Here is a 12,703-nt window from a genome sequence, read left to right as displayed (position 1 = left end):
AATGGGAACCAGTGACCCGTGGTTTGCGCTGTTCTATGCCGTTGAATCCAGCTTTTTTCTTCAGATTGGGCGAGATACCTAAGAATTCAGTACAACATGCCGCGAAGATACAGATTTACGAAGGTTTTGCGGTCTCGCCGCATGTGCTGATGGACGAGGCGAGACCGCAATTAGTTGAGGGTTAGAACTCGTAGCGAAGGGCCGCCTGGAAGACGCGCGGATCGATGAACTGCTGCGGCCCCAGATACTTGCCAAACGTTCCAGGAGTGCTGAGCGTAAGCGATGCGGTCGAGATGTCGAACCGCGCCGTGTTGGTCAGGTTGAAGCCCTCGAAGCGGAACTGAAGGCTATGCTGCTGGTCCTTGATGCTATACAGATCGAAGCGCTTCGCAATCCCTGCGTCCCAGGTGATAAGACCATCGCCACGAAGGTTGTTGCGGGTACCGGACTCGCCCGCGTAGGTTGGAGAGAAGGCAGCATAGGCCGCAGCGGAGTCAGAGAACAGCTGCCCCTTCGGGCCCCTGCTCGGCAGCTTTCCTGTCTGCGTCGCATATCCCGTGAAGTCCCACAGCGTCGGATAGCCCACGCCATTCTGCACGCTTCCAGGGAAGCCGCTGGTCGTACGGAAGACAGTGGTAAGCTGCCATCCGCCGATGAACTCGTTCGTCAGCTTGTTCACGTGGGAGCCATACATTTTGCCCTTGCCGAAAGGAAGCTCTGCCACCCCGAAGGCCGTGATCTGATGCCGCAGGTCATAGTCGCATACAGCCTTCATCTGCTGCGGCGCCCAGGTGTTCAGAATCGATCCGGTCGAGGTCGTGGCACCAGTGCTCTCAGGAGACGACCCAAGATCGAGGCACTTCGACAGGCTGTAGTTGAAGTCGAACTGGTAGCTCTTCGAGAAGGACTTGCGCACCAACAACTGCATGCCGTTATAGCTTCCATTACCAATCGACCGGAAGGCATAAAGAGCGGCGAACTGCGAGTTGAACATGGTGTTCGGCCCCAGTTTGCTGCACGAAGGTTTGCACCCGTTGTCGAAGTTCAACAGCGCGGAGGTCCAGTCGTTCTTGTTCGCGACGAACTGGTTGTAGATGGCCTGGGTTGCGGTCGTCGTCGAACTTGTCGCACCGGGCCACAGGTTCTCCCAGTAAGCAACCGTCGGGACGTTGCTTGCGGCCGTGCCAGCCTGCGCCGCTTGGCTCAGGATCTTGGCGGCCTGGAAGTAGTCCATGTTCGAGGCCGTGTCGTACAGATCGGTCGGAGCAGCGATGTCCTCACCCGTAAGCGAACGGCGCGACTGTCGGCCCACCCACGACGCCTGCACCAGGAAGCCGCCCTTGAACTCGCGCGCAACCGTCAGGTTCTCCGTCATGGAGTACGGAGAACGGATGGACGAATCGACCGTGCTGGCCTGCGCTAGACCGCCGACGGCAGGCGTCTGCGGGAAGCCGCCTGGAACGGCAACCGGGAAGAGTGGCGCGTTGAACGGGACATCGTAGAAACCGGTGTAGCGCGGAACGTTCGCAATCTCCTGGCCGGGCCCGTTCTGCGTAAGAGTGGAGAAGCCGACAGCGTTGCTGTAGTCGCGCTCCAGTCCCTGGCCGAAGGCGTCATAGAAGAGACCGAAGCCGCCTCGGATCGAGAACTGGTCCTGATCGCCAGTGATGGCGCGCCCCATCCCATTCTCGAACCTCGGCGACCATGCAAAGGAGACGCGCGGCGCAAAGTCGTTCTGGAAGTTATAAAGCGATTTGCCAAGCTTGGAAGAGAGGTCGTAGACCACGTTTCCGGCACCCGCCTGGGACTGACCGCTGGCGGCAAGTTCTCCGCGCTTCTTCAGATAATCGCCCAGGGCCTCCGTGGAACTGACATTGAAGCCCTGGGTCTCCGTAAGCGGCGGGCTCATGGTGTAGCGAATGCCCGCGGTCAGTGTGAGGTTCGGACGCGCCTTCCAACTGTCCTGCACGTACAGGTCGAAGTGCTTCTCGGCAAAGTTGCGCTTGACCGTGCTTCCGTCGGGCAGCGTATTCCCGCTTAGGTCGTAGTTGCTGCGACGCTGCAACTTCGCCTCCAGTCCCAGCAGATTGGCGAACTGCAGCTCATACGCGGTCGTCTTCTTGGCGTCGGGAACAACAAACCCGCCGCCATCGTTGATCAGGTAGAGACCATCCATGAACGCATTCGAAAACGATGCAGAGTTCGTCGCGTAGTGGTTATGGAGGAAGAAGAGCTCCCCGCCGAAGCCGATGGTGTGGCGCCCCTTGCTCCAGGTTACGTCGTCCCGAATGTCGTACACCGGAAGCTGTTGTGCGGTCGCATATCCGCCAGCCTGCGTGGAACTGGCCGCGCCCATGGCGTACAGCGGGGTGATGGCATCGAAGTACGCAGTAGAAGCGGTCTGCGTGCCGGTGGTTGCCACGCTCTGCCGGGTGTAGCCGAAGCGGACCGTGTTGACCAGGTTGGGCTTGACGATCCAGTTGTAGCCGATCGCGTACCCCTTGCTAAAGTTCACATAGACGCTGCTCGAAGGCTCGCCGGGAAACTGCGGAGCGCCGTTGGCGTAGTTGTCGGTCTGCAGGTTGCCGCGCCAGAAGATCGTATGTTTGCCTGCGCTGTCGATGTTGTAGTCCGCGCGCGCAATATATGTGTTGTACTTCAGCGGCGTCTTCGCATTGAACGTGTAGCCTTCGGTGTTGATGGTATCGCCGCCGGCGATGTTCGCATGAGGATATTTCTGCAGGTCGGCGAGCACGGCAGCGCCCGCACCGATACCCTGCGGATCGAGCGCCTGAACCTGCGCCGGGGTCAGCGTGCCGGTTCCTCCTGCTGTCTTCGCATACGTGAACGTACCCGCACGGAAAGCGTCGGTAGGAACAGTCCGGTTCTGCGTGGTGGCGCTCGCGTCGCGACGGCCTTCGTAGTTCATGAACAGGAAGACTTTGTCTCTCTTGATAGGACCGCCCACGGAAGCGCCGAAGACATTGCGGATAAGCGCCGGCCGGGCGAGTACCGGTGTGGCTTGCTTGTTCAGGAACTGGTTCGCCTCAAGCGCCGTGTTGCGGTTGTACTCGTAAACCGATCCGTGAAAGGTGTTCGTGCCACCCTTGGTGACGAGCGTGACCTGCGCTCCAGAACTGTGGCCGAGTTCCGCGCCCGGGTTGCTGGTAATCGTGCGGAACTCCTGAATGGAGTCCGGCGTGACCCGGAGCACGCTGGTGAACGAGGTGCGGTTCTGCTGGTCGTTGGCATCGACTCCGTCGAGTAGAACGTTCGCCTGGTCCGATTTACCACCGTTCACGGAACCGCTGCGATAGTCATTTTTAGCGCCTGGATTCGGCTCTTTGATGAACGTGACGCCGGGCTGCAATGCGAGCAGCCCCGTGACATTGCGACCCTCAAGCGGCAATTGAACGATCGGCTTGGTCGATATAACGTTTCCCAGCGAAGCGTCAGAAGTATTTACCTGGGACGCACTGCTGCTCACTTCGATGGCGATCTCTTCGCTAGAAGCCTGCAGCGTGATGTCAAAGGTCGAAGGCGTATTCACCAGCAACTGCACCTTGGCAATCGTCGCCTTGCCAAATCCTGGCGAAACAGCAGTGATGCTGTAGTTGCCGGGCGCGACCTGCGAGAACTGGTAGGCTCCCTGCTTGTTCGTTGTCCCGGTACGCGCGGCAGCGGTATCGATATTGGTAAGCGTGATGGCCGCATCGACAACGACTGCGCCGGTGGGGTCAGAGACAATGCCGCTGACCGACGTTGCCTGGCCGAATGCGGCGGCCACGAAACAAAAAGTGAACATAAGAAAACAAGACAATCGTTTAATCAATGGAGTCTCCTGTATCCGCCGCATGTGCGTTGCTGGAAAAGAGGTAAGTTCGACCGTCCTCCCGGCAAGGGGAAGCGGAGGCACTTCGTGCGATTGAATCAATACGTTTTTGGAGCTGGTTCCGCGGGCGCGGAATGGATACCGATGTAAGCTCTATCCGGCTCTCATCGTGGAGGCTCGGAGGACCTTATAGCTCTGCTTGAGGTGAGTGTGAGTACTGCATAATTGTACGAAGACAATCCCTTTTCTTCCCATGCAGGATCAAGCGTATCGAGGCGGATTAACCCTCGATCAACGGAAAAACGTAGTCAGGAACCGCAAGATGAAGCACCATATTGCATGCCCGCGCCATGATTCACCCGATGATCGGTTGCCAGTTCTCAATCAGTAACAAAGAGGAACATGGAGAAGGCCGTGCTCACCACCCTCTCGGGCAGGTCGATCCTCAGCACGCCCCGCCGGCACTCAAGCTACCCTGCGGCCGGCTCTATTCCGGTCGTCGCTGGCACCTGGCTGAACAGCTCTTCAAGCTCCACATAAATCGGCGTTCCAGGAACCTCAAGCCGCGTGGCCCGTACCCATTCGCTTCCGAAGCACATCCGTCCACTGCGTGTCTTCGGGTCGATGATCCACATCGTCTCGACGCCCATATTCCAGTAGTCTCGCGCGCGTTCTTCGGTGTCCGAGTAGGTGTCGTCGGGCGACAGGATCTCGATCACCAATAGTGGAGGATCGGTAAAGACATCCTGCTGCGTCCCTGGCCGCAGCACGACAATATCAGGAATCCGGATGCGCGTTGAAGAGACGCGAGTCCGCTGCTCGGTACTTCCTATGATGTTCCATTCCCGTTCATGCTGGCCGAACCAGAGCGCCAGAAGCCATTGAATCCGAGCATGGTCCCATTTGCCCGCGTTTCGCTCCCGGAGCTCTCCATCGATGTACTCGCGGTCCGGCTTATAGCAGGTGTTCAGATATTCAGCCACCGGGATCAGCGTCACGCTCGCCATGGCCGCTAGTTTACTCCAGATCGTCTTACATCAGACGCAAAACGGCGGCCGGCCAAAGGGCCAGCCGCCGTAGTCATTCCAAAAACATCAACTACTGAGGCTGTGCAACCACCCGCAGATACGGCTTCAGAGTCTTCCATCCCGCCGGGAACTTCTCCTTCGCCTGCTCATCCGAGACGGCCGGAACGATGATCACATCCTCACCGTTTTTCCAGTTCACCGGCGTCGCCACCTGGTGCTTCGCCGTCAGTTGCAGCGAATCGATGACACGGATGATCTCGTCGAAGTTCCGCCCCGTCGATGCTGGGTAGGTCAACGACAGCTTCAGCTTCTTGTCCGGCCCAATCACGTACACGCTCCGCACCGTCGCGCTGTCCGAAGCATTCGGGTGGATCATGCCGTAGAGGTTCGCGATCGTCTTGTCGGTGTCGGCGATCAACGGGAAGTTCAGCGCCGTCCCCTGCGTCTCTTCGATGTCCTTGGACCACGGCTCATGCGATTCGAGCTTATCCACGCTCAGGCCGATCACCTTCACGCCGCGCTTATCGAACTGCGGCTTCAGGTACGCCGTGTAGCCAAGCTCCGTCGTGCAGACAGGCGTGAAGTTCTTGGGATGCGAGAACAGCACCGCCCACTTGCCCTCAATGTAATCATAGAAGTGAATCTCGCCTTCGGTAGTCTGCGCTGTGAAGTCAGGAACAATATCGCCAAGCTGGAGTGACATAGCTTTTCCTTTTCGATTGAGTTGCAAAGTGTAGGTGAAGTCTTCCGGAGAACTCGCGACCGTCTCATCAACCGGACACGGACCTCAGGAGCTTCAAAATGTGGTGACAGGGGGAACCTGTGCCTATCGCTGCGTCGAAACGGTGCGATACGCATCCATACAACATCGGGGACAACAGATCGCGCCAGACATCCAACCGCTCATCGCTGCTCCCCAATCCTTATAAGGATAAGATGCAACAAGCATGACCATAGAAGCAAATCTCGCCCGCGTCCGCGAAGAGGTCGCCTCCGCCTGCCGCCGCGCCAATCGCCCCGAATCCTCGGTCGCCCTGATGGCCGTCAGCAAGGTCCACCCCGTCGAAGCGCTCCTCGAGGCCTACGCCGCCGGCCAGCGCCTCTTCGGCGAAAACCGCGTTCAGGAGTTCGCCGGCAAGTTCCCCTCGCTCTCCGCCTGCACCGACGCTGAGTACCACCTCATCGGCCCCCTCCAATCCAATAAGTCCACTAAAGCCGCCGAGTTATTCCACTCCATCGACACCGTCGACTCGGTCAAACTCGCCCAGCGCCTCGACAGCGCCGCCGCCGCGCTCGGCAAGAAGCTCCCCATCTACGTCGAGGTGAAACTCTCCCACGAAGAATCGAAGCACGGCATCTCCCCGGACGACCTCCCCGCCCTGCTCAGCGCCATCGCTCCGCTCGAAAACGTCACCGCCGTCGGCCTCATGACGGTTCCACCCTGGAGCGAGGACGCCGAAACCGCCCGCCCCTACTTCCGTCACCTCCGCGAGCTCCGCGACGCCCAGCAGCAACTCCACGCATCGCTGACCCAGCTCTCCACCGGTATGTCCAACGACTTCGCCGTCGCCATTGAAGAGGGCAGCACCTGCGTTCGCATCGGCACAGCAATCTTTGGCCGCCGGATTTCACCCGATCAACAGGCCTGACGAATGTCAGCCCTCAAATCGGACTCCAGCGTCATCCTAAGAGGTGATGCCAGCGACCAAACAACCCGAACTTGATCAGCCCATAACTGGGGAAACAGCCACCAGTAACGACTTCACCGTCGTCGATCCTCTCCGGGTCGAGCAGCAGATCGACGAGAAGCTCATCGGCGAGCGTATCCGCTCCATGCGCCTCAAACGCTCCATGGGCCTGGTCGAACTCGGCCGTCTCTCCGGCCTCTCCGCAAGCTTCCTCTCCCAGCTCGAGACCGGACGCGTCGTCCCCACCATTCGCAACCTCGCACGGATCGCTCTCGTCTTCGAAAAAGACCTCTCCTGCTTCTTCAAGCTTGAGCGGAAGGTCACCTTCCGCCGTCTGTCCAAGTCAGACCGCATCCCCATCACCCGCAAGCAAAAGAACTCCCGCTTCGTCTCGCAGAGTCTTAGCGCCCTCATTCCAGACCGCCACATGGTGCCCTGCCTCGCCGACTTCCACCCCAACGGTGAAGAGTGCGAGTTCACCCCGAAGATATTTCGGGGCACGGAGTTCGTCTACATCCTTGAAGGCGAACTTGAGATCGCACTCCCCAACGAGCATCACTGGCTTGGCACTGGCGACGTCGTCTGGATCGACGCCAACACTCCACGGCAGTATCTGTGCAACGGCGACGGTATCGCCCGAGCCCTCATCGTCACGGAACATCCAAAGTAGCAGGGAAAGCCAAAGAGGTCCGACCTCTAGTAGACTCCCTCCATGCCAATCCAGCGCCGTTCCGCCGCGCCGAACTCTCGTCCCACTTCGTCATCAAAGAATGTCATCTCGACCGAAGCGTCGGACGGCACGATCGTCTGCCGCGCAGTGGAGAGAGCCCCTCATCTCGCCTTTGCCCTCGTCTTTGCCCTGATAGCGCTGTCTGCCGCCGCATCCGCCCAGCAAAAGGTCGATGTCACCACCAGCCACAACGACCTCGCCCGCACCGGCGCGAACACGCAGGAGACCGTGCTCACCCCGGCCACAGTCAACGCAACGAACTTCGGCCTGCTCGCCAAGTTCCCCGTGGACGACCAGGTCTACTCCCAGCCTCTGGTCGTCACGGACGTCAAGCTCAAAGACGCCAGCTTCGGCACCGGTACCCACGACCTCGTCTTCATCACCACCGTCAACAACAGCGTCTATGCCTTCGACGCCAACAGCACCGACTCCGCCGCGAAGCCCATCTGGCACGTCAACTTCGGCGCTCCCGCCAACCTCTACGACGCCGACTTCGGCTGCCTCGATATCAACGGCAGCATGGGCATCATCGGCACCCCGGTCATCGACAAACCCCACAACGCCCTCTACGTCGTAGCCCTCACAAGAGTCGGCAGCAAGTTCACCCAGCGCCTGCACGCCCTCGACCTAGCCAGCGGCGCGGACCTCCCCAACAGCCCCGTCGCCATCGCCGCACCAGCCTTTGATCCCCTACTCCAGAACCAGCGCCCAGCGCTTCTGCTCACCAACCACACCGTCTACGTCGGCTACGCCTCGCACTGCGACAAGGAGCCCTACCACGGCTTCCTCCTCGGCTACGACGCCCGCACCCTACGCCAGACCGCCGTCCTCAACACCTCGCCCAAGGGCGGGCAGGCCAGCATCTGGCAGTCCGGCCAGGCCCCGGCTGTCGACGCCGCCGGCAACATCTACATCGTCACCGGCAACGGGACGTGGAACGGCGTGACGGACTTCAGCGAGAGCTTCATGAAGCTCTCGCCCTCGCTCAAACTCCTCGACTGGTTCACCCCTACCAACCATCGCGAGCTCGACGCCAAGGACAACGACCTCGACTCCTCCGGCGCGACCCTCATCCCCGGCACCAACCTCGTCGTAGGCGGCGGCAAAGAAGGCGTCCTCTACACCCTCGACGCCCGCCACCTGGGACACCTCGGCGACCAGCACGCCATCCAGCACTTCCAGGCCACCGGTTCGCACCTGCACAGCGTCGTCTTCTGGGAGAGCGCTAAGAACGGCGATCTTCTTTACATCTGGGGCCAACGGGACAAAGAGCGCGTCTACAAGATCACCGACGGCAAGGTAGGCGAGACGCCCATCATCACCCGCCCCGAATCGAACGAAGGCCACCCCGGCGCGATGCTCTCGCTCTCGGCGAATGGCGGTCACGATGGAATCCTCTGGGCCGCCATCCACGCCAGCGGCGACTCCTGGCACGAGACCCGCCCCGGCATCCTCCACGCCTACGACGCCGACGACATCAACCACGAACTCTGGAACTCCTGGCAGAACCGCGACCGCGACGACTGCGACGGCTACTCCAAGATGGCCCCACCCACTATCGCCAACGGCAAGGTCTTCTTAGCGAGCTTCGGCAAAGAGAACATCGGCACCGGCGGCCTCTGCATCTACGGTCTGCTCCCCGGCGACAAAGTTCCTGCCTCCCCCACGAACATCGCTTCAGTAATCAAAGGCGGCAGCATAACTCTCACCTGGCCCGCAAACCCAGTTGCAATAACCTACTCCATCGCCAGTTCTGACAAGCCCAGCGGTCCGTTCCACACCATCGCCATCGGTCTGACCACCCCCACCTATGCCGGCATCCAGGCACCCATCGGGATGAGCTACTACACGGTCACCGCTAGCAACTCGAACGGCGAAGGCCCACCCTCAAACCCCATCGCCATCAAGATCGAAAGGCCCAGCGCCAAAGGCCGAATGCACTGAGGTCCATTACCAGCCCCACATCCGGGTGCCCCATCCATCGCAGTCTCATCGCGATGGGTGGGACATTCGTGCGAAGCACGAACCGCTCTCCTCCACTCAACCGCAACACTCGTCATCCTGAGCGAAGGCGCGTGCGGTTTCATCGCACGCGCCGAAGTCGAAGGACCTGCATCGCCATTCCCCCCACCCCGACCGCTCGAATCTTTCAGCCATCAAAAACAGAAAGGCCCGAAGTTTCAAAGAGGACCCCGGGCCGTTCTTACCGTACCAAACCCTTACTTCACCGAATCCTCAATCTCTTTCCACTCCGCCGCGCTCAACTCCACCTGCGCCGCCCCAATATTTTCCTCCAGGTGCTCAATCGAAGTCGTGCCCGGAATCGGCAGAATCACCGGCGACTTCTGCAGCAGCCACGCCAGCGAGAGCTGCGACACCGTCGCTCCATGCTGCTTCGCCGCCGTGTCCAGCTTGCCGCCAGGCTGGGCCAGCTTGCCCGCCGCCACCGGATACCACGGAATGAACGCAATGTTGTTCTTCTCGCAGTACTCCAACGTGTCGTCGTGTTTGCGATCGCCGATGTTGTACTGGTTCTGCACGCTGACGATATCGATCACCTTCCGCGCCTGCTCGATCTCGTGGGGCTTCACCTCGGATAGGCCCACATGGCGGATCTTTCCTGCCTTCTGCAGCCTCTTGATGACTCCGAGCGACTCCTCCACCGGAACCTTCGCGTCGATCCTGTGCAGCTGCCACAGATCGATCCGCTCGACCTTCAGCCGGCGGAGGCTCATCTCCACCTGCTGTTGCAGATACTCCGGACGGCCCACCGGCAGCCACTTGTTCGGACCCTGCCGCGTCAGCCCGCCCTTGGTCGCGATCACCACGCCGTTCGCGTAAGGAGCAAGCGACTCACCAATCAACCGTTCGCTCACGTCCGGTCCATAGGCGTCCGCCGTGTCGATGAAGTTCACGCCCAGTTCCACAGCGCGCTTCAGAACTTTCTTCGCACCCTCTGCGTCTTTGGGCTCGCCCCACACACCCTCGCCAGTGATGCGCATCGCGCCATATCCCAGGCGATGTACCGGGAGGTCTCCGCCCAGCGAAAACGTTCCGCTGGCCGCTGCATTGACGTTGTTCAGAACCGAGTTAGCCATGCCCATACGATGCAGCCACCGGCGAGGAGGATTCCCTCTCTGCAGCAGCCGAACGCGAAGGCAGCACCGCACCGTCTCGTGACAGCAGCATCGTCTCGCCCTCGGCCAGCACGCGAACCTTGTCCGTAATCCCGAGCCGCGAAGCGTCGGCGTTCAGCCGCTCGACCGGCTCACCCATGGGCTCGCGTCCCAGCTTGAACGTCCCGAAGTGCATCGGAATCATCCACTTCGCACCGCATTCCACAAACCCGCGCACAGCCTCTTCGGGCGACGTATGCACCGTCCTGTACGTGTCCGGGAAGTACGCTCCAATCGGCAGCAACGCCACATTCGGCCGCAACCGCTCGCCTACCTGGCTGAATCCCTCAAAGTAAGCCGTATCGCCAGAGTGGTAGATCGTCTGCGCGCCATCCATCGGCGCAATAAAATACCCGCCGTACTCCCGATGCATGTCGCGGAACATCCTCGCGCCCCAGTGCTTGCACGGAGTCATCACAATCTTCAGGCCCAGCGTCTCGATCTCGTTCCACCAGCTCATTACATGGAGCTTCTCGAAGCCCATCCATTGCACGAGATCCTCTACGCCATTCGGCACCACCACCTCCGGCGTAGTCCCCCGCAGACGCCTCGTCGCCCGGATCACCCGTCGCAATGAAGCCTTATCCAGATGGTCCATGTGGGCGTGCGTGAGCAGCACCAGATCGATCGGCGGCAGGTCGCGCACCAGCACTCCCGGCGCACGCTGCCGCCGCAGCACAATTAGCCGTGTTGAAAACACTGGGTCCACCAGGATGTTCTTCCCGCCCGCCTGCAGCAGAAAGGACGAGTGCCCAAGAAACGTAATTGCAGTCTCTCCCGGCTCGGCGATCTCCGGCAGGCGAGGCTCGCCCGAGATCGGCTGCTCGTGGCTCTCACGCACCAGCCGAACAAGCTGCTCCAGCTTCTGAATCTTGAACGGTCGCCTGCGGCGTACAGCGGCTCTCTTCACCGGCCAGTTCTCCATGGACATTGGATGCCGAAGCATCTACTTCGATCACCCAATGCCTAACGTTAACCCATCGGCCTTCTGTTTCGATGAACGGCGCATCTATATCTGGGCGGAAGGTACCCCATCTATGCCCCACATCGACCCCCCAGATCCCCCAGCGGTGCCCCTGCTCACGCCGACTCTGCAAACACAGTCCGCCGACCCGGCTAAATTGCACGCTGCCCGCCAGCGAACCGTCTGGACCATCGTCTCGGCCTCGCCGCTCGGCTCGCTCTGGGACCTTCAAGGCACGCCACTCAGCACCGTCATCAAACGCACCGCCAAGTCTTTTCTGGCCGACAATCTCCTGGGCCGCGCCGCCGAACTCGGATTCTACTTCCTCTTCGCGCTCTTCCCAACCCTGGTCAGCGCCAGCTCCATGCTTGGCCTCGCCGCGCGCTCCGCGTCGCACATCTACTTCACTCTCCTGTCTTACTTATCGGTCGTGATCCCACCCTCTGCCATGGGAATCGTCCTCGAAACCTTCAACCAGACGACCGCCGCATCCACAAGCGGAAAGGTCACCTTCGGTCTGGTCGCCGCGATCTGGTCTGCCTCGGTCGGCTTCTCCGCCATCCAGGACAGCCTGAACCTCGTCTACAAAGTCCCCGAGACCCGCCCTTACTGGAAGGCCCGCCTCTCCGCCATCGGCGTCACGACCATGCTGTCAGTCCTCGTCACAGGCCTGCTCGCGGCGATGCTCGGTGGAGACATGCTCGCCGCCTTCGCCCATAAGTTGATCTACCACCGCCCGCTGGCCATCGCGACCGCGATCCTCAGCCGTCTCATCGGATGGATCGTGGCCACCGCTCTGCTCGCGCTGATCTTTGCCGTGATCTACTTCTTCGCCCCGGACGTCAAGAAGAGCCGCTGGCGCTGGCTCTCTCCCGGAGCCGCCATCGGCATCGTCGCCTGGCTGCTCGCATCCTTCAGCCTGCGCCTGTATCTCCACTTCTTCAACAACTACTCGGTCACCTACGGCTCGCTAGGGGCAGTCATCATCCTGCTCACGTGGTTTTACATCACCGGCGTAGTTCTCCTGCTCGGTGCCGAGGTCAACAGCGAGATCGAAGCCGCCGTCACCGAACGCCGCCTCTGCGGCGGCGCAACCCATACCAATCCCACCGCTGCCTAGATCCGCCCTCTTCTCAATCTCACTTCAAAATCCGTCATCCTGAGCGGAGGCACTTGCAGCTTCATCGCAAGTGCCGCAGTCGAAGGACCCCGATACCGCCCACATCACCCCATACCGCTCGAATCTTTCCGCCACAGGTCCAGCTTGCATAGCCATCACTCATCG

9 protein-coding genes are annotated in these 12,703 nt (G+C 60.5%); 4 read left to right on the top strand and 5 right to left on the bottom strand.

Annotated features, from left to right (window positions below; all coding sequences use genetic code 11):
- Nucleotides 1-181 precede the first annotated feature (181 nt).
- From OHL18_RS06230 to OHL18_RS06220, 3 genes are all read right to left on the bottom strand, one after another.
- The gene (locus OHL18_RS06230) at nt 182-3,805 is read right to left on the bottom strand and encodes a TonB-dependent receptor (protein WP_263373957.1); all 3,624 of its coding nucleotides are present in this window, start codon (nt 3,803-3,805) and stop codon (nt 182-184) included.
- Between the two features lie 497 nt (nt 3,806-4,302).
- On the bottom strand, nt 4,303-4,839 hold the full coding sequence (locus OHL18_RS06225) for a Uma2 family endonuclease (RefSeq protein ID WP_263373956.1): 537 nt from the start codon (nt 4,837-4,839) through the stop codon (nt 4,303-4,305).
- Nucleotides 4,840-4,930: 91 nt separating this feature from the next.
- Nucleotides 4,931-5,563, bottom strand: coding sequence for a peroxiredoxin (locus OHL18_RS06220; protein ID WP_263373955.1), 633 nt, complete (start codon nt 5,561-5,563; stop codon nt 4,931-4,933).
- Between the two features lie 244 nt (nt 5,564-5,807).
- Here OHL18_RS06220 and OHL18_RS06215 point away from each other — a divergent pair, with 244 nt between their 5' ends.
- Genes OHL18_RS06215 through OHL18_RS06205 form a run of 3 tightly spaced genes read left to right on the top strand, consistent with a single transcriptional unit; the run spans nt 5,808 to nt 9,222 of the window.
- Nucleotides 5,808-6,509 carry a YggS family pyridoxal phosphate-dependent enzyme gene (locus tag OHL18_RS06215; RefSeq protein WP_263373954.1) on the top strand — a complete coding sequence of 234 codons (702 nt, stop codon included), beginning with the start codon at nt 5,808-5,810 and terminating at the stop codon, nt 6,507-6,509.
- A gap of 46 nt (nt 6,510-6,555) precedes the next feature.
- Nucleotides 6,556-7,218 (top strand): helix-turn-helix domain-containing protein, encoded by a 663-nt coding sequence (locus tag OHL18_RS06210; protein WP_263373953.1) that lies wholly within the window; start codon nt 6,556-6,558, stop codon nt 7,216-7,218.
- A 42-nt stretch (nt 7,219-7,260) separates the two neighbouring features.
- Nucleotides 7,261-9,222, top strand: coding sequence for a fibronectin type III domain-containing protein (locus tag OHL18_RS06205; protein WP_263373952.1), 1,962 nt, complete (start codon nt 7,261-7,263; stop codon nt 9,220-9,222).
- Between the two features lie 275 nt (nt 9,223-9,497).
- Here OHL18_RS06205 and OHL18_RS06200 read toward each other — a convergent pair whose 3' ends face one another.
- Both OHL18_RS06200 and OHL18_RS06195 read right to left on the bottom strand, forming a co-directional pair.
- Nucleotides 9,498-10,376, bottom strand: coding sequence for an aldo/keto reductase (locus tag OHL18_RS06200; protein ID WP_263373951.1), 879 nt, complete (start codon nt 10,374-10,376; stop codon nt 9,498-9,500).
- Nucleotides 10,369-11,364, bottom strand: coding sequence for an MBL fold metallo-hydrolase (locus tag OHL18_RS06195; RefSeq protein WP_263373950.1), 996 nt, complete (start codon nt 11,362-11,364; stop codon nt 10,369-10,371). The genes OHL18_RS06200 and OHL18_RS06195 overlap by 8 nt, the downstream gene beginning before the upstream one ends.
- 127 nt (nt 11,365-11,491) lie before the next feature.
- Here OHL18_RS06195 and OHL18_RS06190 point away from each other — a divergent pair, with 127 nt between their 5' ends.
- Nucleotides 11,492-12,538, top strand: coding sequence for a YihY/virulence factor BrkB family protein (locus tag OHL18_RS06190; RefSeq protein WP_263373949.1), 1,047 nt, complete (start codon nt 11,492-11,494; stop codon nt 12,536-12,538).
- The last annotated feature ends 165 nt before the right edge of the window (nt 12,539-12,703 follow it).

The organism is Granulicella aggregans (genome assembly GCF_025685565.1).
Classification (GTDB): Bacteria; Acidobacteriota; Terriglobia; order Terriglobales; family Acidobacteriaceae; genus Edaphobacter; species Edaphobacter aggregans_B.
Note: the sequence above shows the minus strand (reverse complement) of the source record. Positions and strands in the feature narration are given on the sequence as shown.

Excerpts from the sequence above, each read along its gene's own strand:
- OHL18_RS06230 (WP_263373957.1), bottom strand. The coding sequence starts at position 3,805 with ATGTTCACTTTTTGTTTCGTGGCCGCCGCATTCGGCCAGGCAACGTCG.
- OHL18_RS06225 (WP_263373956.1), bottom strand. The coding sequence starts at position 4,839 with ATGGCGAGCGTGACGCTGATCCCGGTGGCTGAATATCTGAACACCTGC.
- OHL18_RS06220 (WP_263373955.1), bottom strand. The coding sequence starts at position 5,563 with ATGTCACTCCAGCTTGGCGATATTGTTCCTGACTTCACAGCGCAGACT.
- OHL18_RS06215 (WP_263373954.1), top strand. The coding sequence starts at position 5,808 with ATGACCATAGAAGCAAATCTCGCCCGCGTCCGCGAAGAGGTCGCCTCC.
- OHL18_RS06210 (WP_263373953.1), top strand. The coding sequence starts at position 6,556 with ATGCCAGCGACCAAACAACCCGAACTTGATCAGCCCATAACTGGGGAA.
- OHL18_RS06205 (WP_263373952.1), top strand. The coding sequence starts at position 7,261 with ATGCCAATCCAGCGCCGTTCCGCCGCGCCGAACTCTCGTCCCACTTCG.
- OHL18_RS06200 (WP_263373951.1), bottom strand. The coding sequence starts at position 10,376 with ATGGCTAACTCGGTTCTGAACAACGTCAATGCAGCGGCCAGCGGAACG.
- OHL18_RS06190 (WP_263373949.1), top strand. The coding sequence starts at position 11,492 with ATGCCCCACATCGACCCCCCAGATCCCCCAGCGGTGCCCCTGCTCACG.